At 63.2% G+C, this 24,028-nt stretch carries 22 protein-coding genes; 19 read left to right on the forward strand and 3 right to left on the reverse strand.

Annotated features, from left to right (window positions below):
- The 6 genes from EN990_RS21960 to EN990_RS21985 form a co-directional block, all read left to right on the forward strand.
- Positions 1–2,935: VCBS domain-containing protein (locus EN990_RS21960; RefSeq protein WP_127388387.1), on the forward strand; the 2,935-nt coding region annotated here is incomplete at its 5' end.
- Positions 2,936–2,995: 60 nt separating this feature from the next.
- On the forward strand, positions 2,996–3,367 hold the full coding sequence (locus EN990_RS21965; RefSeq protein WP_127384699.1) for a hypothetical protein: 372 nt from the start codon (positions 2,996–2,998) through the stop codon (positions 3,365–3,367).
- 32 nt (positions 3,368–3,399) lie between these two features.
- Entirely contained in the window at positions 3,400–4,158 is a 759-nt protein-coding gene (locus EN990_RS21970) for a transglycosylase SLT domain-containing protein (RefSeq protein WP_127369435.1), read from the forward strand.
- 302 nt (positions 4,159–4,460) lie between these two features.
- Positions 4,461–5,447: an ABC transporter substrate-binding protein gene (locus EN990_RS21975; RefSeq protein WP_245461023.1), complete on the forward strand. Its 987-nt coding sequence runs from the start codon at positions 4,461–4,463 to the stop codon at positions 5,445–5,447.
- Positions 5,448–5,504: 57 nt separating this feature from the next.
- Positions 5,505–6,185, forward strand: a complete 681-nt coding sequence (locus EN990_RS21980) for a thermonuclease family protein (RefSeq protein ID WP_245469201.1) — start codon at positions 5,505–5,507, stop codon at positions 6,183–6,185.
- A 151-nt stretch (positions 6,186–6,336) separates the two neighbouring features.
- Positions 6,337–7,089 carry a GGDEF domain-containing protein gene (locus EN990_RS21985; protein WP_127369433.1) on the forward strand — a complete coding sequence of 251 codons (753 nt, stop codon included), beginning with the start codon at positions 6,337–6,339 and terminating at the stop codon, positions 7,087–7,089.
- Positions 7,090–7,147: 58 nt separating this feature from the next.
- Here EN990_RS21985 and EN990_RS21990 read toward each other — a convergent pair whose 3' ends face one another.
- Together EN990_RS21990 and EN990_RS21995 are read right to left on the reverse strand one after the other, a co-directional pair.
- Positions 7,148–8,695: a GMC family oxidoreductase N-terminal domain-containing protein gene (locus tag EN990_RS21990; RefSeq protein WP_164753513.1), complete on the reverse strand. Its 1,548-nt coding sequence runs from the start codon at positions 8,693–8,695 to the stop codon at positions 7,148–7,150.
- A gap of 42 nt (positions 8,696–8,737) precedes the next feature.
- Positions 8,738–9,415 (reverse strand): FCD domain-containing protein, encoded by a 678-nt coding sequence (locus EN990_RS21995; RefSeq protein ID WP_013529856.1) that lies wholly within the window; start codon positions 9,413–9,415, stop codon positions 8,738–8,740.
- A 203-nt stretch (positions 9,416–9,618) separates the two neighbouring features.
- Between EN990_RS21995 and EN990_RS22000 the strand changes: the two genes are divergently transcribed.
- From EN990_RS22000 to EN990_RS22040, 9 genes are all read left to right on the forward strand, one after another.
- Positions 9,619–11,247, forward strand: coding sequence for a choline dehydrogenase (locus EN990_RS22000; protein WP_127370131.1), 1,629 nt, complete (start codon positions 9,619–9,621; stop codon positions 11,245–11,247).
- Positions 11,248–11,536: 289 nt separating this feature from the next.
- On the forward strand, positions 11,537–12,688 hold the full coding sequence (locus EN990_RS22005) for a cupin domain-containing protein (RefSeq protein WP_013529858.1): 1,152 nt from the start codon (positions 11,537–11,539) through the stop codon (positions 12,686–12,688).
- Between the two features lie 55 nt (positions 12,689–12,743).
- The gene (locus EN990_RS22010) at positions 12,744–13,901 is read left to right on the forward strand and encodes a hypothetical protein (RefSeq protein ID WP_013529859.1); all 1,158 of its coding nucleotides are present in this window, start codon (positions 12,744–12,746) and stop codon (positions 13,899–13,901) included.
- 6 nt (positions 13,902–13,907) lie between these two features.
- Positions 13,908–14,318, forward strand: coding sequence for a RidA family protein (locus tag EN990_RS22015; RefSeq protein WP_013529860.1), 411 nt, complete (start codon positions 13,908–13,910; stop codon positions 14,316–14,318).
- A 26-nt stretch (positions 14,319–14,344) separates the two neighbouring features.
- Positions 14,345–14,965, forward strand: coding sequence for a glutathione S-transferase family protein (locus EN990_RS22020; protein WP_013529861.1), 621 nt, complete (start codon positions 14,345–14,347; stop codon positions 14,963–14,965).
- Positions 14,965–15,894: a 5-formyl-3-hydroxy-2-methylpyridine 4-carboxylate 5-dehydrogenase gene (fhmpcd1, locus tag EN990_RS22025; protein WP_024505124.1), complete on the forward strand. Its 930-nt coding sequence runs from the start codon at positions 14,965–14,967 to the stop codon at positions 15,892–15,894. Before EN990_RS22020 ends, fhmpcd1 begins: the two co-directional genes overlap by 1 nt.
- Positions 15,895–16,024: 130 nt before the next feature.
- Positions 16,025–16,855, forward strand: coding sequence for an ABC transporter ATP-binding protein (locus tag EN990_RS22030; RefSeq protein ID WP_013529863.1), 831 nt, complete (start codon positions 16,025–16,027; stop codon positions 16,853–16,855).
- The gene (locus EN990_RS22035) at positions 16,852–17,667 is read left to right on the forward strand and encodes an ABC transporter permease (protein ID WP_027163703.1); all 816 of its coding nucleotides are present in this window, start codon (positions 16,852–16,854) and stop codon (positions 17,665–17,667) included. Before EN990_RS22030 ends, EN990_RS22035 begins: the two co-directional genes overlap by 4 nt.
- A 38-nt stretch (positions 17,668–17,705) precedes the next feature.
- Positions 17,706–18,716, forward strand: a complete 1,011-nt coding sequence (locus tag EN990_RS22040) for an ABC transporter substrate-binding protein (RefSeq protein ID WP_024505123.1) — start codon at positions 17,706–17,708, stop codon at positions 18,714–18,716.
- Positions 18,717–18,754: 38 nt separating this feature from the next.
- On the opposite strand, the gene EN990_RS22045 is transcribed toward EN990_RS22040, so the two are convergent.
- The gene (locus tag EN990_RS22045; RefSeq protein WP_063172982.1) at positions 18,755–19,180 is read right to left on the reverse strand and encodes a hypothetical protein; all 426 of its coding nucleotides are present in this window, start codon (positions 19,178–19,180) and stop codon (positions 18,755–18,757) included.
- 100 nt (positions 19,181–19,280) lie between these two features.
- Here EN990_RS22045 and EN990_RS22050 point away from each other — a divergent pair, with 100 nt between their 5' ends.
- From EN990_RS22050 to EN990_RS22065, 4 genes are all read left to right on the forward strand, one after another.
- On the forward strand, positions 19,281–20,309 hold the full coding sequence (locus EN990_RS22050) for a BMP family protein (protein WP_013529867.1): 1,029 nt from the start codon (positions 19,281–19,283) through the stop codon (positions 20,307–20,309).
- A gap of 76 nt (positions 20,310–20,385) precedes the next feature.
- Complete coding sequence (locus EN990_RS22055; RefSeq protein WP_027163702.1) at positions 20,386–21,954, forward strand: ABC transporter ATP-binding protein; 1,569 nt, start codon at positions 20,386–20,388, stop codon at positions 21,952–21,954.
- Positions 21,951–23,048, forward strand: a complete 1,098-nt coding sequence (locus tag EN990_RS22060) for an ABC transporter permease (protein WP_127369477.1) — start codon at positions 21,951–21,953, stop codon at positions 23,046–23,048. The genes EN990_RS22055 and EN990_RS22060 overlap by 4 nt, the downstream gene beginning before the upstream one ends.
- Before the next feature lie 3 nt (positions 23,049–23,051).
- Positions 23,052–23,987: an ABC transporter permease gene (locus EN990_RS22065; RefSeq protein ID WP_024505120.1), complete on the forward strand. Its 936-nt coding sequence runs from the start codon at positions 23,052–23,054 to the stop codon at positions 23,985–23,987.
- Positions 23,988–24,028: the final 41 nt, after the last annotated feature.

Below are 24,028 nucleotides of genomic sequence, written 5' to 3' on the forward strand. Positions count from 1 at the left end.
GCCGACGGCGCATGCCGACACCAACAGCGTGTCGGAAGGCGCGCAGGCCTCGGGCAACGTGCTGACGGACGGGACGGCGGACGTTCTGGGCGCCGACGGCGCGGCACCTGGCGGGGCGGTGACGGGCGTGGCAACCGGTTCGAACGTCTCGAACCCGGTGAGCGGCAATCTCGGCGGAGCTGGGATCGCGGGCCAGTACGGCACGCTGGTCCTGGGCGCCAACGGCGCCTACACCTACACGGCCAACCCCAACGCGGTGACCACCAACGCGGTCGATCACTTCGTCTACACCATCACCGACGGCGACGGCGACACCTCGACGGTGACGCTGGACATCACCGTCAACAATGTGACGGTGACGGCATCCGACACCGACGCTCTGGTCAGCGAGAAGGGCCTTGCGACGGGCAGCGATGCGGCCGGCAACAGCGAGATCTTCAACGGCGCGATCACGCCGGCCGGCGGCACCGGCCCGTACACCTATACGCTGACTTCGCCGGCCAGCGGCAGCTACGGCAATCTGGTGCTCAACGCCAACGGCACCTATACCTACACGCTGACCCAGACCTATGACGGTGCGACGACCAACAATGGCATCACCACCGAGCAGGACAAGGACAGCTTCACCTATACGGTGACCGACGCCCACGGCAACACCACCACCGGCTCCATCCTGGTCGACATCGTCGACGACATTCCGACGGCGCATGCCGACACCAACAGCGTGTCGGAAGGCGCGCAGGCCTCGGGCAACGTGCTGACGGACGGGACGGCGGACGTTCTGGGCGCCGACGGCGCGGCACCTGGCGGCGCGGTGACGGGCGTGGCAACCGGTTCGAACGTGTCGAACCCGGTAAGCGGCAATCTCGGCGGAGCCGGGATCGCGGGCCAGTATGGCACGCTGGTCCTGGGCGCCAACGGCGCCTACACCTACACGGCCAACCCCAACGCGGTGACCACCAACGCGGTCGATCACTTCGTCTACACCATCACCGACGGCGACGGCGACACCTCGACGGTGACGCTGGACATCACCGTCAACAATGTGACGGTGACGGCATCCGACACCGATGCTCTGGTCAGCGAGAAGGGCCTTGCGACGGGCAGCGATGCGGCCGGCAACAGCGAGATCTTCAACGGCGCGATCACGCCGGCCGGCGGCACCGGCCCGTACACCTATACGCTGACCTCGCCGGCCAGCGGCAGCTACGGCAATCTGGTGCTCAACGCCAACGGCACCTATACCTACACGCTGACCCAGACCTATGATGGTGCGACGACCAACAATGGCATCACCACCGAGCAGGACAAGGACAGCTTCACCTATACGGTGACCGACGCCCACGGCAACACCACCACCGGCTCCATCCTGGTCGACATCGTCGACGACATTCCGACGCTTGGAGCTTTCACGCCAGGTACGATCCCCAACGAGGTCGGATCCGTCAACGGCTTGTTTGACTTCGTAGCGGGAGCCGACGGGGTCAATCATTTCAACATAGCAGGACCGGCGATCACGGGGATTAGCTACAGCACGACAGTCCAGAGCGACGGAACGACAGTGCTGCTGGCCGAAACCTCCACTGGGACCGATATCTATTCACTCACCTTGCATCCAGATGGCACCTACGCGTTTGCCCTTATCACGCCCGATGCAGCAACAACGGTAACTCAAACACTCACGGGGCTGTCGCCGGGTGGTCCGACACCTTTCCTTGAAACGCCGGATGGCCTGATCGAGTTCACCGGCACTGGCACCGGCGTCAACTCTTCGACACAGGGCTTCGGTGTCGCCGATCAGTTTATTGAGAAAGATGAAAACTTCACCATGGAGTTTCACACCTCCTCAACCGCCGGAAACGATGCTCCGACGCTGAATCCGAAGTTCATAGGCAGCCTCGATTTCGCCGCAACCGGCAACAGCTCTGGTTCTGTTTCGTGGGTAGCAACCAATTCCGTTACCGGCGACACCCGTAGCGGAACGGCGACAGTTACGAACGGACATCTCGTCATCGACCCTTCGATCGACTTCAACCTAATTTCCATAACCGGTGACGCCGGTTCGAAAATCAGGCTGTCTGCCGTCGACATCTCACAAACGATACTGCCATCCGACACCACCTTGCATTTCCAAGTCAGTGCGGTCGACGGAGACGGCGACGTCAGTGCGACCCAGTCACTGGACATCCATCAGGTAGCTGCAAGTTCGGGTGGATCCTTCACCCTCCCCGGCTTTGCGGGAACGGTCAACGACGTGATCGCCGGCAGCACGCATATCGATACGATCTCAGGCGGAGCCGGCACCGACATCGCCGACTATACCGGCAGCGCGGCGGTCTCGATAAACCTGACAGATGCCGGTGGCGCCGCCGGTGTTCATGGCACCCCCAGCAATCCGAGTGATGGCAACATCACCGGGGGCGATGCCACGGGAGATACGCTGACTGGCATCGAGGGCTTGATCGGCGGTTCCGGCGATGACTATCTCTACGGAAACTCCGGCGCCAATTACCTGGCCGGCGGATTGGGCAACGACACGCTCAGAGGCGAAGGCGGCGCCGACACTTTGATCGGCGGCGCCGGCAACGACCTGCTGGTCGGTGGTGCCGGGAGTGACACGCTCACCGGCGGGACGGGCGCCGACACGTTCAGACTTGAGAACCTCGACATCAAGGATCTGATCACGGACTTCAATGGCGGCGACGGCGACAAGATCGACCTGACAGCGCTGTTCGACTCGACTCCTGCGAATGTCGGCAACTTCGTCAACTACGACGCAGGGACCGGCGTGCTGAGTGTCGACACGAGCGGATCGGGAGATCCGGCCAATTTTGTCCAAGTGGCGGAACTCACGAACCACCCCGCGGCCAACACGATCACGCTGCTCTACGACGACGGCATAACCCAGCATCAGACAACGGCAAACGTGGTGTAACGCCATAGCGCACAACCACGCGATTATGTTATACGTCGCTAATATTTAGGGGAGCTCAACATGAAACGTTCTGCAAGACTGCTTGTTTCCGCTGCGACGCTGTTGCTGGCAGTCGGGTCGACGGGGTATGCCGCCGACATCATCGATGGTCCGACGGGCGACTATTGCCGTGTCGTCGGCACCTCCAACCTGGTGCTGAACGACAACATCGTCGATCTGAAGCAGGAGGTTGTGAAGTTGATGGACGAGTCGGTTGCCGTCGCCAACAGCTCGGAGTGGATCAACTCGTCGCGTCCCGTCTTCGTCTGGGCGTCGGAGGCCAAGGTCGCTTGCGGCAAGGCCTATGGCTACCTGAAGACGAACTACAAGGACGAAGACACCCTCAACAAATGCGAGTGTTTTCACGATCGCATGGTCGAGTACATGCACTGACCGGATAGGCGAACCGACGCCTGTTGGCCATCATGACAGCCGACGGATCCTTCCTGAAGGCGGTCGCGGGCGCGATCGTGTTGTTTGGCTTTGTCCAAACGGTCACGCCGGCCAGTGCCAACTGGCTGGAACGACCATCCGTGAAACCACAGCTTTCGTCCGGCCTGAAGCAACCAGTGCGCTGTGATCCGGCCACGGAGTGGACCCGGCAGGCTTTCAAGGCATTTGCGAGTTGCCAGGCATCGATCTATGGCCTGGAGCCGATGCTGGCGCATGCGGTGATGGAGATCGAAAGCGGCTTCGATCCCGACGTGCAAGGCGGTGACGGCGAAGTCGGCCTGATGCAGGTGATGCCGGCGACGGCCAGGATGCTCGGCTTTCGAGGTTCACTGGACGATCTGAGCGCGCCGGCGGCCAACATCGCGCTGGGGGTCAAATATCTTGCACAGGCCAACAAGCTCGCCGCGGGTGATCTCTGCACCACCGTCATGAAGTATCGCGCCGGGCACAATGAAAGCCGGTTCTCGGCCCTTTCAGTCCGCTACTGCCAGCGTGCGCGGGCAATCCTGGCAAGGGAAGGGATCGAAGTGACCGGGCCTTTGCCGGTGGCGACGTTCGGCTTTTCCGCATTTTCGCCAGGCGAGGAGGGTGGAGCCCCTGCCCAGGCAAAGGGCGTCTGCGTGCGCCGCGTGTTCGTGCCCGGGCCGCGATACATGAAATGCGCCGACTATCGAAGTGCCGGGCAAGCAAGGCAGATCAGGGCGCTCAGAGGCAGGCTGTTCGGCGGCTAAAAGAACTACAGACGGCACTGCAAGTCCGCCGTAACATGCGTTGAAGACCAGACCGGGAACAATATCCGGCGGCACATAGGGGTGGAGCATTCATGGAAGCTGGCCGACAGGTCCACCGTCCGCGGACATGGGCAATCGCCTTGGCGCTCGCCGCGATCGTGTCGGGCTGCCAGTCGAAGGGCGGCGTGTCCGAAGTGCTCGATCCGGCGGCGGTTACCGCGCCTGCCGGGCAGAACGGCGCCGCCGGTGCCGGTCCCGTCCAGGCGACCCAGTCGCTGGGCACCGGGTCGACCAAAGTCACGATGCTGCTGCCGCTGTCCGCCCCTGGAACGGCCGGGGAAAACGGCAGGAAGATGCTCGATGCGACCAAGCTGGCGATGACGGATATCGGCAACGGATTGCTGGCGCTGACGGTAGAAGATACCAAAGGCGACAGCGCACTGGCCGGCAAACTGGCGGTTACGGCCATTACGACGGGGTCTAAAGTCGTCATCGGCCCGACCGAGCTGCCGGCGGCCCAGCATATTGCCACGCTGTCGGGGTCGAAGCGGCCACCGGTTCTGGCGCTCGCCGACAATTTCGCCGGCGGCCCCGGGGTCTATGCCGTGCTCCTTGGCGAAGCGGACAGCGCCGCCGCGGGCGCCGCGGGACTGGCCGCGAAAGGCAGCAAGAAGTTCGTACTGCTTGTCGCGGATGGCCCAAACGCCGGCGCCATGGAGAAGCGGGTCGCAAACAGCCTCAGCATCTACGGCGCGGCGCTCGCGGTCACTCTCCGATATTCTGCCGGCGACGGCGCGAAGACGGTCGACGAAATGGGCTCACTCGTGGACGCCCCTGACGCCGTCATCGTCGCCAGCGGCAATGGCAGTCCGTCGCCTGTCCTTGCCGCCCTCAAATCGAAGGGCATTCCGGGAAAGACGATCTCCGTCGTCGGGACGAACCGTTGGCTGGAGCACCCCATGGATCCGCTCTTCGAGGGGGCGTTTGTCGCCACGCTCGATCCAGGCGAAACCGGGCCGATCGCCGACCGCTTCAGGACGACATACAACTATCCGGCTGACGTCAATGTGGCCTACGCCTATGATATGGTTGCGCTGACGGCAGGGATTGCCAGCGCGGTCGGGCCCGATGGTTTCAGCAAAAAGGTTCTTGAGAATCCAAACGGCTTTCGGGGGTCGACCGGCCTGTTCCGGTTTCGGGCCGACGGATCCAGCCAACGCTCGATGCCGTTCTATCGGATTGAAAAAGGTGCGCTCAAGCTGGTTGCCAAATCGACGTCGGGTTTCTGACCGGCGTAAATCCCTGAGATCCTGTTCAAGCTGATGGCCAGGCCGGGCCGCAGCCGCTTGGCGATCGCACTTGGAAGCCTCCTGCTCCTGGCGGGGATACTGCTGATCATTCAGGGCGGGGCGTTGCTTTCGGTCGATCGGCCTGTCCGTGCCCGGTCGCGGGATGTTGACGATACCCAGCCTGTCCGACCGGTTGCACCGGTTGCCGGCGCACAACGCCTGGAGCCGGCGCGCAAGGTTGCTCAAGACCTGATCGCTCCACCACGGCTTGATCCCGCTGAGATCGAACGGGCCGAGCCCCGTCCGCCGCTCAGCGAGCTCGGTCTCGCCGTGCCCCCGAAAACGCCGATGCCCAGGGATTGGCGGGAGGTCTTGCTCTACCGCCCGGTTGTCACATCATCGGCGATGTTCGAAGCCATGGGCCGCAAGGTGTTCATCAGCGGAGTGCGAGGCATCGATCTCGACAGCTCCTGCTCGTTTCATGACGTCACCTGGCCTTGCGGCGTACGCGCCCGCGCCGTTTTCAATTCCTGGCTGAGGGGACGCGCGCTGCACTGTTTCGTACCGCCGGACGTCGAGCGTTTTGCCGTCGCCGCACCGTGCAGGCTGGGCAAGCAGGATGTTGGCGCCTGGCTTGTCTCCAACGGCTGGGCCACGGCGCTGCCGAGCGGCATCTACGGCAAGGCGGAGGCGACAGCCAGGGACGCGGAGATGGGCATGTTCGGCCCGGCACAATAGGCTGTCATTCAATCCCTGATGTTTTGTTTGTTAACCGCCACGGGCGCAGCCTTGATGGGGTCATCGCGCAATCGATTAAATTGCAATGTTCCTTGAAACTGAAATTGCAACACACCGGCCTTATACAAGCCCATCCACAGGAGATCGGCCAGTGACAAAGACTATGGCGAGCACCACCGACCAGGCATGGAAAGGCGTCGCTTTGCTGACCTTTCTGGGAACCGCTGCAATCCTGGGCGTTTCCGTCGGTCTCAATTATCTGCTTCTGTTCTCGGAGGCGCTGACGCCATTTGGGCGCAGCATGGTCACGGCAATCCTGTTGCCTGTCGTTCTTGGTGTTCCGCTTTTTCTGTTCGTTGGATTGAAACAGATCGAGCTTCGTCGCTATCGCCGGGAACTCGACAAGTCGGCAACCTTCGACACCACGACCGGCTGCCTGAACGGAGCGGTCTTCACGTCGATGGTCGAAAAAAGAACCGCAAGGCCGTCGGTGCCGGGGCCGAAATCCGGCGCCTTCCTGGTCATCCATTCGGAGCATCTGCGGTCCATCAACCTGCGCTTTGGTCTTGAATGGGGCGATCAAGCCTTGCGGCTCATAGCCTCAACCATACAATCGTCAGTGCGCGCGGAGGATCTGGTTGGACGTATGGGGACGTCGATGTTCGGGGTTTTCCTCGCCGGCGCGACCGAAGCAGAAGCCAGGGAAATCGGCGAGCGTATCAGGGCGCGCATCGCACAAGTCTATTTCGCGCCAAAAGGCACCGAGGATGCCTTGACGGTCAAGGTCGGCGGCGTGGTGTTCGAGAACCAGGTGGAGTTCGCGGACATGTTCCGGTCCGCCGAGCAGCGCATGGCCGGCGTCCGGGACGGAGCGGCGTTTGAGCTGACGCATCTCCATAGCTGATAGTCGCCGGGAAGCAGAGCCATTCGGAACCCAGGGGAAGTGTCGGATGCGGCCGCCGTCACGCGGCCGCCGCGGTAACCCGTGAAGACGCCGCCCAGGTTTCGGCGATGGCGACGATCGCCGCGTTGATCGGTCCGCTCGGGATCGCCGGCATCACCGAGGCGTCGACGACAAAGGCATTGTCGAAGCCGTTCAGCCGCAAGTCGGGATCGACGATGGCCTCGGTGTCAAGACCCATCCGGCAGGTGCCGGCCGGATGGTGATGGGTGGAAGCAGCCCTGGCGATGAAAGCATCGAGTTCGGCATCGGACTGAACCGGTGCGCCTGGCAGGATCTCCGTATCGCGCCATTCGTCCAGGGCCTCATGATGGCCGACCATGCGCGCCCGCTTCAACGCCATCCTGAATGTCGCGCGATCGTGTTCGGTTTCCAGATAATGCGGATCGATGACCGGCGTATCGTTGCGGCCCGGCCCGCTCGGTGTGATGCGCCCGCGGCTTGTCGGATGAGTGACGCCGCAAAGGATGGTAAAGGCCGAGCCATAAAGCGGGGCATTCAGGCCCTCGGCCGCCGACGGAGCGACGACGCAGGCGAGCACGATATCGGGACTTCCCATGGAGCGGGTCGGGTCGTCGCTGTGCAGATACATCAGCGATTCGGAGTGCTGCAGGCGGGAAGGCGGCACCGGCTTTTTGGTGCTGTAGACATTTCCAAGAGCCAGCAGATGATCCTGCAGGTTGCGGCCCACCTCGCTGCGATCGGCAAGGCAGCGTATGTCAGCCTGCTTCAGCGTATCCGGGCAACCAATGCCCGACCGCATGAGGATGAGCGGCGTGGACACGGCGCCGGCGCAAAGGACAATCCGGTCGGCACAGAGCGTTCTGTTCTGGCCCTCGCAGACCACGCTCACGCCCGTGACCCTGTGGCCGTCCAGAACCAGATGCTCGACCTCGTGGCCGGTGAGCAAGGTCAGGTTCGGCCGCGCCATGACCCGCGGCGGCAGATAGGCGTCGGCGACGCTCAGGCGCTTGCCGTCGCGTATGTTGAGTGAATTGGGGCTGGTGCCGACCAGCTCGCCGCTGTTGTGGTCGCTCAGGGCGGGGGCCCCCATGGATCGCCCGGCGGCGATGTAGGCACGCACGACCGGACTGACCTCGGCGTCCGGCAGATAGACGTCCAGCGGGCCGCTCTTGCCGCGTGTTGGCCCGTCGAAGGCGGTGAAGGCTTCGCTGCGGATGAAGCCCGGCAACAACCCCCGATAGGACCAGCGCTCGCCGCCGGCTTGCACCCAGGGTTCGAAATCATCGGGATGGCCGCGCACATAGGCCATTGCATGCAGGCAGCTCGAGCCGCCGACGATTTTGCCGCGCGGCCATTCATGGACGCGGTTGGCGGTGAAGGGCTGGGGCACGGTCCGGTAGCTCCAGTCGTAGGCGCGGCCCTGGAGCATCGTCCATTTCAGCGGGTCGGCGATGTCGGGATCGGCCGGCATCGTCCCGGCCTCGATGAGGCCGACCTGGCACGACCGGTCTTCACTGAGACGGCTGGCAACAACCGAGCCAGCGGATCCCGCGCCGATGACCAGCACGTCGAAATGACGTTTCAATTTGAAATTCCCCGCACAGGCTCGATGTCAGAGGTGATGCGATCACGCGGCAAAGGCGCCGGCATTCGACCGTTCCATGATCTGTCTCTGCACCGACAGAAGGTGCGCGCGCATTGCGGCCTCTGCCGCTTCGGGGTCGCGCTGCGAGATCGCTTCGGCGATCAGGCGATGCTCGCCGTCGCGGTGGGCGATCCGCTTGGGGCAGGTGGGTGCCGCGGTGCGCGCAACCTTCACTCGCGCATCGACACCGACCTGGCGCAGCATCTTGTAGAATTCCGCGGCGAGATGGTTGCGGGCTGCGGCAACGATCGCGAGATGGAAAGCGAAATCGACCTCACCCGACGGGGCGTTCTCCGGCGTGGTTGCCGCGTCGAGGATCCGCGCCGTCTCGAAAGAGGAGGCGCGCAGCGACGCCAGTCGGGCAAGGCCCGGCTCCATAATCAGGCGCAATTCCAGGACCTCGATCGGATTGGTTACCCTGACCAGTTCCTCGCCATATCTCGGAAGGGCGGTCGGCGCCCGCCTGGCGCGCGCCGGTTTGAGGTCGCCTGAAAGGCGCAGCACTTCAAGCGCCTTGCGAAGCTGATGGCGCTTGACGCTCAGATGTTCCGCAAGATCGCGCTCGGACGGAAGCTTGCCGCCGCCCTGCTGCAACTGGCGGACCGCGGCGATGATGTCGTCGAGATCAGATGGTCCGACCTGCGGCTCGAATGCGCTCAAAACCAAATCTCCTGTCCGATCGGCAGATCGCCGACTCAACGTCCCGACATCATATTGTGACACGAAAACCTGTTCGACGGCACTCAACCAATTCAACCAATCTACAACTGTACGCAATGGTTGACAACACCAGTTGCGCGATGGTTGACTGCCCATGTCGACGGTTGCCATCGCGGCAGACGTCTTTCTCCCGAGGATCACGCATGCCGGCTGGCGAAACCTTTGACTACGTCATTGTCGGTGCGGGATCGGCCGGCTGCGTGCTGGCGAACCGGCTGAGCGAAGACCCCGCCGTGTCGGTGCTTCTGCTGGAGGCGGGGGATTGGGACCGCGATCCGATGATCCACATCCCGCTCGGCTGGGGCAAGATACTGACGGAGCGCCGCCACGACTGGATGTATTTCTGCGAGCCCGAGGCCAATGTCGGCGGCCGCAAGGTCGAATGCGCGCGCGGCAAGGTCATCGGCGGCTCTTCCTCCACCAACGCCATGGCTTATGTGCGCGGCAATCGCGGCGACTACGATCGCTGGGCGGCAAGCGGCCTGACGGACTGGTCGTTCGACAAGGTGCTGCCCTACTTCAAGAAGCAGGAGCGCTGGGAAGCGGGCGAAAGCCGGTACCGTGGCGGCAGCGGGCCGCTGAACACCCAGTTCTGCCGCTACAAGGACGAACTGATCGATGCCTTCGCCACAGCCAGCCGTGATGCCGGATACCCGCAGACCGATGACTATAATGGCGCCATACAGGAAGGTTTCGGCCGGCTGCAGATGACAATCGCCAACGGCCGCCGTTGCTCGACCGCAACCGCCTATCTGCGGCCCGCCATGCGGCGCGGCAATGTCAAGGTGCTGACCGGCGCGATGGCGACGAAGATCCTGCTCAGGGATGGCCGCGCAGCCGGCATTGCCTACACCAGAGGCGGGGCGAGCCATGAAGTTCTGGCGCGGCGCGAAGTTCTGCTTGCCGGCGGCGTCATCAACACGCCGCAGCTGATGATGCTGTCAGGCATAGGCGACAGCGGCGAGCTGGCGGCGCATGGCATCGAGACGAAGGTCGATCGTGCGCAAGTCGGCAAGAATCTGCAGGACCACGTTTCGGTTATCGTGATGTATCGGCGCAAACAGCCTGGACCGTTTCTCAAGATGATGCGGGCCGATCGTATCGGGCTGGATTTCGTCAGGACTTATCTCACCGGAAAGGGCTTTTCGGGAGATGTGCCTGGCGGCGTCGTGGCATTCCTGAAAAGCGACGCAAGCCGGCCGTTGCCGGACGTACAGCTGCTTTTCACCGCCGCGCCGCTTGGGGCATGGCCTTACATGTCGCCGTTCAAGGCGCCGTTCGCCGACGGCTTTGCGACCCGTATCGTTGCGGTGCAGCCGGAGAGCCGCGGCAGCGTCAAGCTGGCGTCGAGCGATCCGGTTGCCGCGCCCCTGATCCATCAGAATTTCCTGTCCTCGCAGCGCGACTGGCAGTCGCTTCGCGCTGGCTTTCGTGTTGCACGCAACCTTGCCAGCCAGCCGTCCATGACCCCGTTTGTCGGCGCGGAGTTCTTCCCCGGCCCGAAATGCGAGAGCGACGACGAGATCGACGAGCATATCCGCAAGACCTCGATCACCGTGCATCATCCGGCCGGCACGTGCCGCCTGGGCGTCGATGCGGCATCGGTGGTCGATCCGGAATTGCGGGTGCGCGGCATTGCCGGGCTTCGTGTCGTGGACGCCTCGGTCATGCCCGACCTCGTTTGCGGCAACATCAATGCGGCGGTCATCATGATCGCCGAAAAGGCCGCGGATCTGATCCGCAGCCGCGCTCAACAGAGCGTGGCTGCCTGATAAGGCGGCCGGATGCAACCAAAGTCTTTTGGTTGAGACTGAAAAACTGCGTTGGTTGGACTGTCATGCGCGTCAGCATGGCCGTGACGAAGCGGTTTCACGCCCTGATTGTGAGCTGAATTTCGTGCATTTCTAGGCTATTCCTGCCTATTTCTGGGCATTTGCCTTTCAAAAATGCACCTCAACCAAAAACTTATAAAATTCGCAATTTGGGTATTGTCGAGCAAAACCAATGCGAATACGGTTGAGTTGGTTAGAAGTATTTTCTTCGTGACGAGAGGTGTCCGATATGTCCCTGGCGCAACCAGCTAACGATGTGCTCACCAACAAGAAGGCGGCACTCAAGGGCCTCTATGACGCCCTCTACGCAAAGAACATGTTTCCGTTCTGGGCGACGTCGGAAGGCGTCGACCATGACGAGATCAAGCAACTGATGGCGACGTCGAGGGCCGTTCCCTTCGTGTGGTCCTATTCGGACATCGAGCCCCTGCTGCAGCGCGCGGCCGAACTTGTGACCATGGACGACAGCGAGCGCCGTTCGCTGATCCTCGTCAATCCCGGTCTTGCGCCCAAGCGTGCATCGGTCAGCACCATGTACACCGCCTACCGCCTGAACGATCCCGACGAGATCATGCCGCCGCACAAGCACTCGCCGAGCGCCATCCGCTTCGGCCTGACGGGCAAGGGCAATTTCACCGGCGTCGAGGGCGAAGACGTGGTCTTCGGCCCGGGCGACATGGTGCTGACGCCCAACGACGCCTGGCACAATCATGGCACCGTTGGCGGCGAGCAGGCGGTCAACCTGTCGGTGCTCGACCTGCCGCTGGTCGAAACGCTGCATGCCGTCCATTTCGACCACAAATACACCGAGATGGTCGACGGCAAGGAAGTCGAGAAGAAGGTGCAGACCGCCCGCTATCCCAGCGACTACTCACAGCGCATCTATGGCGAAGGTGGCCTGATGCCGCGTTTCGTCGACCACAAGCGCGGCGGCGGCCTGTCGTCGCCGATGTATGTCTATCGCTGGGAGAAGATGGAAGCGGTTCTCGACGCCCACAAGGATTGGGATGGCGACCCCCATGAAGGCATCGTCATCGACTATGTCGATCCGACGACCGGCGGACCCGTCTTCCACACCATCAATTTCTACGTGCAGATGCTGCGCCCCGGCGAGAAGACCTTGCCGCAGCGCGAGACCGCCAGCCTGCTCTTGGCGCCGTTCCGCGGCAACGGCCATTCGATCATCGACGGCAAGCGCTATGACTGGAACCAGTTCGACACCATCGCCATACCCGGCGGTTCCTGGGTCGAGCATGTCAACGGCTCGTCGAGCGAGCCGGTGATCTTCTTCGGCGCCACCGATGCGCCGACGCAAAAGGCGCTGCTCCTCTACAAGCGCTGGGGCCGCAACCAGGCCGGCGATCTGCTCCGTCTCGTCTAGTTCCGGTCCTCCGGCAGGCAATGTCCGCGCCGCCATTGGCGGCGTGGACATCGAAATGGAATTTCAGCAGCAAGGGCGTATGCATTTGGTTTCGGCGTTCAACACAAAGCAGATCGGCCATGTCGACTGCCCAGGCGGCGGTCAGGTCTGGGTCGACGGCAACATCCTCTATATCGGCCACATGCGGCCGCCGAGCGGCACGACGCTGGTCGACATTTCCGACCCGCGCAATCCGCGCAAAATTACGACGATCGATGTCCCGCCCGGTTGGCACTCGCACAAGGTGCGCGCCAAGGACGGACTGATGATCATCAACCACGAGCGCTTTGGCGACGCCGGCCCGGCTGATTTCGGCGGCGGACTGGCGCTCTATGACACCACCAAGCCGGCACAGCCGAAGCTCATCTCGAAATGGATAACCGGCGGCAAGGGCGTCCACCGCTACGACTTCGACGGCCGTTACGCCTACATATCGCCGACCGCCGACGGTTATGTCGGCAACATCGTGATGATCCTCGACCTGATCGATCCCGCGAAGCCGGTCGAGGTCGGACGCTGGTGGATACCGGGCCAGTGGACCGGGGGCGGCGAAGAGTATCCTTGGCACGACTATGTCACGCCGCGCTGTCACCATCCGCTGCGAATGGGCGACAGGCTCTATGTCAGCTACTGGCATCATGGCCTGTTCATCCTCGACATTTCGGACATCACCAAGCCGAAGCTGGTCTCGCACGTCAATTCGAGCCCGAGCTTTCCGCATCCCACGCACACCTGCCTGCCGATTCCACAGCCGCTCAAAGGCCGCAACATCATGGTGGTGGCGGACGAGGATGTCGCCAAGCTTCGGCCATCGCCGCCGGCCTTCACCTGGATTTACGACATCACTGACGAGACCAACCCGTTGCCGATCTCGACCTTCCAGGTGCCAGGCCTCGATACGGACGGTTCACCGCAGCCGCAGATGACCGGCTGCCATCAGCCTTCCGAGCGGTTCAATGGCACCGTCATTCCGTTTGCGTGGTTCGCGCAGGGGCTGCGCCTCGTCGACATCGCCGATCCGTTCGCGCCAAAGGAAGTCGGTCATTTCATGCCCGACGCGCCGGAGGGCGCGGAGCGTTCCTCGTCCAACGACGTGACCATCGACGACCGCGGCATCGTCTACCTGATCGACCGAATCCGCGGCGTCGACATCATCGAAACCAGCGTTCTTTAGGGGGATATGTTGAGCGACAGCACGCGAAAATCCGCCAGCCACTACGCCATCGGCAACAAGAACCCGAACCTGCCGTTTCATCCGGCGGTGCGTGCCGGCGATTTCATCTTCGTCTCGGGCCAGGTGCCGAAAGACGAGAACAACAACATGATCAGCGGCACGATCGAAGAAGAGACGCTGGCGACGCTGAAGACCATCGCGCGCGTCATCGCGCATGAAGGCGCGACGCTGTCGGATGTCGTGCGGATCACCACCTATCTCGAGGATACGCGCGATTTCGGCCGCTACAACAAGGCCTTCCTCGAAGGGATCGGCGACGCCGTTCTGGCGCGCACGACCGTCGAGGCAAAAGCGGTCATCAACACCAAGATCGAAATGGACGCCATCGTCTACAAGCCGCTGCCGGCGAGCAAGTAGGCCCTGGACACTAGCGAGGAGAAGACATGTACAAGCTGTTAGGCCGCCAGACATCAGGCAACGTCCAGAAGGTGCTCTTCATGCTCGAAGAGTTGGGAGCGTCCTACAAGCGCGAGGATTATGGCCGCCAGTTCGAGAACACGCAGACGGCGGAATACAAGGCGCTCAACCCGACCTCCAAGGTGCCGACGCTGGTTGACGGCGACACCGTGATCTGGGAGTCCAACACCATCCTGCGCTATCTCGCGGCATTCGGCGGCGAACAGTTGAATGGCGCTACGCCGGCGGAAAAGACCGAGGTCGAGCGCTGGATGGACTTCCTGCTGGCTGCGGTCAATCCGGGCTACCTGGCGGCCTTCAAAGGCGCCAAGCTCACGCCCGAGGAACAGACCGCCGAATACAAGGAGCAAGTGAAGGACCTTGTCGCGCAGCTCAAGATCGTCGACGGCCACCTGGCCGGCAAGGACTTCCTGGCGCTCGGCAAGCTGACCCTTGCCGACATTGCCTGCGCGCCGATCCTGAAGCGCTGCGTCGATTTCAAGATCGACCGGCCGTCAATGCCCAATCTGGAGCGCTGGGTGGCCGCGATCGCCGCTCGGCCGGCCTTCAAGGCGGCAACCACTGCTGCTCCCGCAAAGGCCGCATGATGATCAAGCGCGCCGCTCTCATCGGACTGGGAACGATGGGTCCAGGCATCGCCGCGCGGCTTTCGCGCGGCGGGCTCGATGTGACGGCGTATGACGTTTCGCCAGGGGCAATCGAGCGCGCCCGCGGCATGCTCGATCTTGCCGGCGGCGTGCTCGACCGTCTCGACATCGAGGCGCCCGGGACTGGTGCCGGCAAAGTGCGTTTCGTCGAGACGATTGCCGAGGCCGTCGATGGCGCCGAACTGGTGATCGAGAACGTGCCCGAGAATATCGACATCAAGGCGCAGACCTATCGTGACATCGATCCGCTGATCGGCCCGTCCGTCATCGTCGCTTCCGACACGTCGGGCATTCCGATCACCAAGCTGCAGGCTCATATCTCGCATCCCGAGCGGATGGTCGGCATGCACTGGTCGAACCCGCCGCACATCATCCCGATGATCGAGGTGATCGGCGGCGAGAAGACCGCGCCTGAAACCGTGGCTGTTATCCGCGATCTCATCCGCTCGATCGGCCTGCTGCCGGTGGTGGTGAAGAAGGACGTTCCAGGCTTCGTCGAGAACCGCGTGCTCTATGCGCTGCTGCGCGAGGCGGTCGATCTTGTCGAGCGCGGCGTCATCGAGCCGGAAGACCTCGACACCTGCGTGTCGTGGGGCATAGGCTACAAGATCGCCGTCATCGGCCCGATGGCGCTGCTCGATATGGCGGGGCTGGATATCTACAAATCCGTCTCGTCCTTCCTGAATGCCGATCTCTCCAACCGCGACGATGTGGCGCCGATGGTTCTGGAGAAGACGGCTGCGTCGAAATTCGGCATCAAGTCGGGCGAGGGCATGTTTGCCTACACGCCCGAGCAGACAAAGGCGCTGCAAGGTGAACGGGCGCGCAAGCTCGTCGCGGTGCGGCGCATCCTGGAAGGCCGGGAGTAGCCAATGTCACATGGTGCGCAGAGGGCCAGCCGGTTTGAGGAGCTCCACCGGTCGGCTGTTTGTGTGAAGGGCGCCTTCGCCATCAAGATGGTGCGGGTGCGGCAGAAAACAGCGCGCGGGGCGACAAGCCATGCGCATTGAAACCATCCGAGCCGCCGGCGACAGGCCGGCCCATATCCGCCATGACGATCTAATCTCCGCCAAGGGCGTTTCGGTGGTCATGGCCCGTCAGCTGATCCTCAGGAACATCGATCTTTCGGTGCCAAAGGGATCATTCGTTTCCCTTATCGGTCCTTCCGGATGTGGCAAGAGCACCTTGCTCAAGGTGCTGGCCGGGCTGGTGCAGCCTACCCAGGGCAGCGTTTCGATCGCCGGGCTCGCGCCGGTCGAGGCGGCGCGCAAGCGGATGATCGGCCTCGTCTTCCAGGACGCCAACCTGCTCCCCTGGAAAAACGCCGTCGACAATGCCTCGATGCTGCTCGGCATCGCCGACAAGTCGCTCTCGCGCTCGGATCTGCGGGCGCGCGGGCAGGAGATGCTGGAACTGGTGGGGCTGGGCGACAGCGCCCACAAGCGGCCAAACGAGCTGTCGGGCGGCATGCGGCAGCGGGTCGCCATTGCACGGGCCCTGGCGCTCGATCCGGCGGTCCTGCTGATGGACGAACCGTTCGGCGCGCTCGATGCCATCACCCGCGATTCGATGGGCCAGTCGCTGCTGGAGATCTGGCAGCGGACCGGCAAGACGATCGTGCTCGTCACCCATTCCATCGACGAGGCCATCCATCTGTCGCGCCATGTTCACGTGCTGGGGATCAAGCCGGGACGGATCACCGAGAGCCTCGACATTGCGCTGCCTTACCCGCGCGACCTGTCGGTCACCGAAGATCCGGAGTTCGTCAGGCTGGTGGTCCAGTTGCGAACGATGCTGCGCTCCAGCCATCAACCGGGAGGCGCATCTTGAGCGACCAACCCATATTCGACCTTTCCGAGCCGCGCCTCGCCTCCAGCTGGAGTGCGGCGACCGGCAGCTGGCTGCCGGCTGTCATCCTCCTGCTGGTGACGATCGTGCTGTGGGAAGCCGCGGTGCGGATCTTTGCCATATCCGCCTTCATCATTCCCGCCCCGTCCGAGATCGCGAAGTCGCTGGTGGCGCAATGGGGCACGCTGATGCAGGCGACGCTGGTGACGGCGGGCGAGATCCTGTTCGGCTTCCTGGTCTCGGTCGTGGTCGGCATTGCCATTGCGCTGGTCATCGTGCGCTTCGATTGGTTGGGACGCGCGCTGTATCCACTGGTGGTGCTGTTCCAGAACGTGCCGAAAGTCGCGCTCGCGCCGATCTTCATCCTCTGGTTCGGCTATGGGCTGGCGCCCAAAATCGGCCTGATCCTGGTCATCGCCTTCTTCCCGGTGACGCTGTCGATGCTGGCGGGCATGCAATCGGTCGACCGCTCGCTGCTGTCGCTGATGAATTCCGTCGGGGCCAGCCCGACGCAGATTCTGTTCAGGATCCGCGTTCCGCACTCGCTGCCGAACCTGATGGCCGGAACCAAGATCGCCGCCACGTTGAGCGTGATCGGCGCCATCGTCGGTGAGTTCGCCGGGGCGTCGGACGGTCTCGGCTACGTCATCCAGTTCGCGTCGACCCAGCTCGACACGGCGCTGGTCTTCGCAGCGCTGCTGCTCGTTTCCGTGCTTGGCATCGCCTTCTACTACGCCGCCGAAATCCTAGAACGCATCGTGGTGCCGTGGGCGCCGAAATTCAGCCAATCCTAGGCCCGCTCGATCAACCAATTCATAAAAGGGAACAAAAAATGCTGAGACGCTCACTTATCAAGGCCGCTACCTTCGCGGCGTTTGTTGCAGCACTCGGTTTTTCCAACGCGGCTCTGGCGGCGGACAAGGTCAACGTCCAGCTCGACTGGGTCGTGCGCGGCAATCACGCCATGTTCTTCGTCGGCAAGGAAAAAGGCTTCTTCGCCAAGAACGACATCGATGTGGCCGAGATCCGCAAGGGATCCGGCTCGCCGGACGCGATGCGGCTGGTGGGCAATGAGAACGCGGATTTCGGGTTCGGCGATCTTCCCACGCTTGCCGTCGCACGGTCGCAGAATGTCCCGGTCGTGGCGCTGGCAGCCGTCAATCAGCACTCGCCGCTGGGGATCATTTCGCTGGCCAAGACGCTGAAGCTCACCAAGCCGTCCGACCTCAAGGGACTGACCATCGGCATTCATCCGGCCGGTTCCACCTACATCTTCTTCAAAGGCTTCCTGGCCGCCAATGGCCTGACCGAAAAGGACATGACGCTGAACAGCGTCTCGCCTCCCTATGAAAGCTATTTGCTGCTTGGCCGGGTTCAGACGGTCGTCGGCTATATCGATGCGGAGGTTCCCGAACTGGAAGCGAAGGCCGGGGGCCCGGGCTCGCTCAGCATCATGATGGGGGCGGACTATGGGTGGAAAGCCTATGGCTCCGGCCTGTTCACCTCGCAGGCGATGATCAAGGACAAGCCGGACGTCGTGCGCCGCTTCGTCAAGGCATATAGGGAGGCCTTCGACTATGTCGTGGCTCATCCGGAAGAGGCCGCCGAGATCACGGCCAAGGCAGCGCCCGGCTATGCGGACAAGAAGGACGTACTGCTGGCGCAGATCAACGCCGACATCGCCTCGACGTTCACCAGCCCCGACACCAAGGAACACGGTCTCGGCTGGATGACGAAGACGCAGTGGGAGGAGACTCTGAAGACGCTGACGGACCAGGGCGTGCTCAAGGCGGCTCTGTCGGCGGACGACGTCTTCACCGACGCGTTCCTGGCGAAAGAATAAGAGGCTCGCGATGTTCGAACGGACGCGGGAATGAGCGCCTACCGGCAGGCCAGGCTGTCCTGCGCCATGGCGCAGGACACATCACGCTCGCCTTTCGCCGCATCGGTGCGGTCGAGCGTGATCTGCACGCGGGTGGCATATGCTCGGCTCGCCAGACCGCACCACAGCCGCTCGACGGGCAGGTTCTCGCGCTTGTCGTTGAGGATCGTGAACGTGCCGGTCTTCGCATCGAACCAGAGCTCGACGCGGGTCTTCTTGCCCGGCTCGATCGTTGCGATCCCGGCCGAATACCAGTGGGCGAAGTCGGCGTTGCAGGAGAGGCCTTCGCTGCCCGCATTCGAAATCGTCAACGGAACCATGTCGAGCCCGTCAGTGCCGGTGCGGACGGCGACATGGTGCAACTCAACCGCGTTGGCGAAGGACGATAACGCCAGCATCACCGGAAGGGCATAACGGATCTTCACTTTGCCTGAGCTCCACAATGTAATTTTTCCTAGGCAGTCTATCTCGCTTTCGCGCAATAACAATAAGAATATTGATTGGTGAAACAACAGAGAGGGTAACATGTTAAAGCTTCTTAAGAGCAGTGTAAGTGCAGTTATATTGACCAGTGTCTTGTTGAGCGGCGCGCTTGCCGGCGAGGTCAAGTCGATCGCCATCCTCACGCCCGAAGAAGGCACGGACTACGGCTGGAACCAGCAAGGCATCGATGCCGCCAAGGCGGCTGGCAAGGCCGCCGGCGTCGAAGTGGTCGTGGCCCAGGGCCTCGGCTATGGCGATGTTCGTCCGACCTTGCGGGAACTTGCCTCCGACGGCGCCAGCCTGCTGATCGCGCATGCCAGCGGCTACAACACCTCGGCGCCTGAAATCGCCAAGGAATTGAAAGTTCCGGTGGCAATCGTCGACACGCCAGCCGGCCTGGAGAAGGGCCTTGTCGCCGACTATACGCTGAGCGGCCACGAGGGCGCCTATCTCGCCGGCCGTCTCGCCGCCAAGGTGTCGCGTTCCAAGTCGGTCGGCATCGTGGTGTCGGGCGAACCGCCATCGTGGAATTCGCAGTCGGCGGCGTTCGCGCAAGGCGTGAAGGCGGAGAACCCGGACGTCAAGATCACCTACGCGGTGATCGGCCCGGCCGCCTACAGCGATGCGGCCGGCGGCAAGCGCGTCACCGAAAGCGTGATCGCGTCGGGCGCCGACATCATCTTCGGCCAAGGCAACGGTTCGAGCTTCGGCATGCTGCAAGCGGTCGAGACAACCAAGGCAGCCGATGGCGGCAAGGTCTATTTCATCGACGTCATCGGCGACAAGTCACCGATCGACAAGGGCTTCCTGCTGTCGTCGGTGGTGTGGAACATCGAGCCGGTCTATGCGGCGATGATTGCCGACCTGAAGGCCGACACGTTCGGCACCAAACACTATACGATCGGCCTCAAGGACGACTCGGTCAAGTTGCTGAAGACCGCTGCGATCCCGGACAATGTCTGGACGGAAATCCAGGCGCTGCGCGAGGACGTCATTTCCGGCAAGATCAAGGTCGAGCCGGTCTATGACGCGGCCGCCGTAAGGGCACTGATGACCAGCGTCGCCCAGTAAGGCGATCATGGTCGGCTGCCGGAGGGGTGATCCGTTCACCCCTCCGGACGATTCCTGTTTTTTGGTGCTGGGCTTCATGAGCGGTTTTTCTTCATCGTCCGTTGCCGGGCGCGACATCGTCGCGCTTGAAGGCGTGACCAAACGGTTCCCCGGCATCGTTGCCAATGACAGCGTCGACCTGTCGATCCGCCCGGGCGAAGTGCATGTGCTGCTGGGCGAGAACGGCGCTGGAAAATCGACATTGATCGGCATGTTGTCCGGCCTGCAGCAGCCTGACGAAGGACGCATACTGGTCGACGGCAAACCGACGCCGATCACCTCGCCACGCCATGCGCTGGCACTCGGCATAGGCACCGTATTCCAGCACATGATGCTGGTGCCGACGCTAACGGTGGCGGAGAACCTCCTGCTTGGCGGGCCGTGGTGGCAGCGCCCCAGGACCGAGGAACTGGCGGCGCGCGTCGCCGAGATCACCGGCACGCTCGGCATCACCGTCAAGCTTCAAGCCAAGGTATCAGAGTTGTCGCTCGGCGAGCAGCAGCAGGTCGAGATCCTGCGCGCGATGCTGCGCAACAGCCGGCTGCTCATCCTTGACGAGTCCACCTCCATGCTGACGCCGAAAGGTATCGACGAACTGGGCGCGCTGATGCGCCGCCTTGTCGAGCAGGGCCTTGCGATCGTCTTCATCACCCACAAGCTCAAGGAGGCGGCTGCCTTCGGCGACCGCATCTCGGTGCTGAAGCTTGGCCGCAAGGTCGGCGAGATTCCACCCGAGCGGTTTCGCACGCTGGGCGAACAGGAGATCGTCTCGGAGATCGTGGAATTGATGTTCGGCAAGCAGAAGGATGACCCGGAAGCCGTCGAGCGTCCTGTCCGCACTGCCCGCGCCGGCGCTGACCCGCTGCTTCAGGTGACGGACCTGGCGGTAGCGGCGACGGACAATGCGCCGGGCCTGTCGTCGATCTCCTTCGACATCCGCCCGGGCGAGATCCTCGGCATAGCCGGCATCGACGGCAACGGCCAGAAGCAGCTGGCGGAAGCGCTGGCCGGCCAGCGTACAGCCACAAGCGGCTCGGTGCGGCTGGACGGCGCCGCCATCGAGACGCTGAGCGTCGGCGAGCGCCGCCGGCGCGGCCTTCGCTACCTGACCGACGACCGACTGGGCGAGGGCACTGTCGGCACCTTCCCGGTCTCGATCAATTTCTTCCTCAAGCAGGTCGGCGCGGCCCCGTTCTGGCGCAACGGCGTCGAGCAGCGCGCGGAGATCGACAAGCGCGCCGCGCAGCTCGTGCGCGAATACGACGTGCGCACGCCGAGCCTGAAGACGCCCGTCGCGCGGCTGTCCGGCGGCAACATCCAGAAGGTGCTTCTGGCAAGGGAACTGGCTGAAGGCGCCAAGGTGGTGATCTTCAACAAGCCGACCTATGGGCTCGATCTCGCCAACACATTGGCGTCGCGCCAGCGCATTCGCGATACGGCGGCGCGTGGCCTTGCCGTGCTGCTGATCTCCACCGACCTCGAGGAATTGCTTGGCATGTGCGACCGCATCGCCGTCATCGCCGACGGCGCTTTGGTCGGCACCGTCGAGAACGTAGACGACGCCCGCACAAAGGTCGGTCGCCTGATGATCGGACTTGCCGCATGAGCATCGACACCGCACCCACGGTCAGCGCCACCGCACTCGATGCCACGAGCGGGGCAGCGACGCGCCGCGACATCCTGCATCGGCTGCTGATGACGCTCGGCCCGATCCTTATCGCGCTGGTCATAGCCGGCTGTATCCTGCTTGCCGTCGGCGTCGACCCGCTGGCCTATTATGGCTTCGTGCTGGAGAAGGGACTGTTCTCGCCGCTCGGCATCCAGCAGACACTGACGCGCATGGCGCCGCTGCTGTTTCTCGCCGCCGGCCTGATCGTCGCCTTTCGCGCCGGCATGTGGAATCTGGGCGGCGACGGCCAGTTCCTGCTTGGCGCGGTGACGGCGGCTGCCAGCGCTCCCGTGTTCGTGCAGATCATGCCAGCCTGGCTGGCGCTGGTCTGCTCGCTCCTCATCGCCATGGTGGTGGCGATGATCTGGTCGCTGGTGCCGGCGCTGCTGCGTGCCTATCAGGGCGTCAACGAGATCATCACCACCCTGATGATGACGTTCCTCGGCACCTCGCTCGCCAATGTGCTGGTCAAGCTGGCGTTTCGCGACCCAAGCACGACCGTGCCGCAGACGCGCACGCTGCCGGTGGAGGACCGGCTGCCGCGCCTGTTCGAAACGACCATCACCAGTGGCCTGCTGCTTGGGCTGGCGGCGATCGTCATCGTGCATCTGGTGATGACGCGCACGGCGTTCGGGCTGAAGCTGAGGATCGTCGGCGCCAATCCACGAGCGGCGGTTCACTCGGGGCTCGGCGTTCCCGGCCTGACCGTCGCCGTCTTCGCCATTTCGGCCGGGCTGGCCGGGCTTGCCGGCGCCGTCGACATCATCGGCGTCCAGGGCAATGTCCGCGCCGACTGGAATCCCGCCTACGGGCTTGCCGTAATACCCGCCGTGTTTCTCGCCCGAATGAACGGCTTTGCAGCCATCGGCTTCGTGTTCCTGCTTTCGGTGCTTTCGATCGGCGGCGAGAGCGCGGCGCGCCGGCTCGGCGTGCCCAATCATTTCACGCTGGTGCTGGTTTCCATCGTGCTGATTGTGCTCGCGCTCGCCGAATATTTCGATCACCGATACAACCAGTCGCGGAGGGCCTAGGGCATGACCGGGCTCTTCAGCGAGGTCTTTCTCAGCGCGCTGCTGTTCGGCGCCGTCACCGCAGCGATCCCGCTGCTGCTTGCCGGGCTCGGCGAGCAGATCTCCGAGAAGGCTGGCGTGCTCAATATCGGCATCGAAGGCATGATGCTGGCCGGCGCCTATCTCGGCTTTGTCGGCGCTTTCTATTCCGGGTCGCTGTGGCTGGGCTTTCTCACCGGCGCCGCCGGGGGTGCTGCGGTGGCGCTTGTCATGGCGCTGCTTTGCGTGCGCATCGGGCTCAACCAGATCGTCATCGGCATCGCGCTGACCTTGGGGCTGGAAGGCCTGACGGCGCTGCTCCACCATTTCCAGTTCTCGCGCAGCTATCCGCGCCTGCCGGCGGCGGATGCGACTGTCATTCCGCTGCTTTCGGACCTTCCGGTCATCGGGCCTGCATTCTTCAAGCATCATCTGATCGTCTATCTGGCGGTCGCGCTGGTTTTCGGCATGGGCTACATCTACCGGCGCACGCAGCTGGGCCTCAATTTGCAGGCGGCAGGCGACAAGCCGGCCGCGCTCGATGTCGCCGGCATCGATGTCGTGCGGACCCGCACCATCGCCGTGCTGACGACCGGAGCGCTGGCCGGGCTCGGCGGCGCGTATCTCGCCAATGTCGGGGCCGGCCTGTTCATTCCGTTCATCACCAATGGCGCGGGCTTTCTCGGCATCGTGCTGGCCATGCTGGCGCGCGGTCGCCCGATCTGGGTGCTGTTCGGCGCGTTGCTGTTCGGTGTCTGCCTGTCGCTGACGACGGCCATGCAAGTGGCCGGCATCAACATACCGACCGACATCATCCAGATGCTGCCGTTCCTGGCGGTGATGATCATGCTGGTGCTGTTCGGCCGGCGCGCCAGCCTGCCGGCGGCGCTCGGCATTCCATATGAGCGCGGCGCGCGCTGAGGACAATTCATGCGCGGACGGGACCCGCGCCAATAAAGGAG

The organism is Mesorhizobium sp. M7A.F.Ca.US.005.03.1.1, from assembly GCF_003997975.1.
Classification (GTDB): domain Bacteria; phylum Pseudomonadota; class Alphaproteobacteria; order Rhizobiales; family Rhizobiaceae; genus Mesorhizobium; species Mesorhizobium ciceri.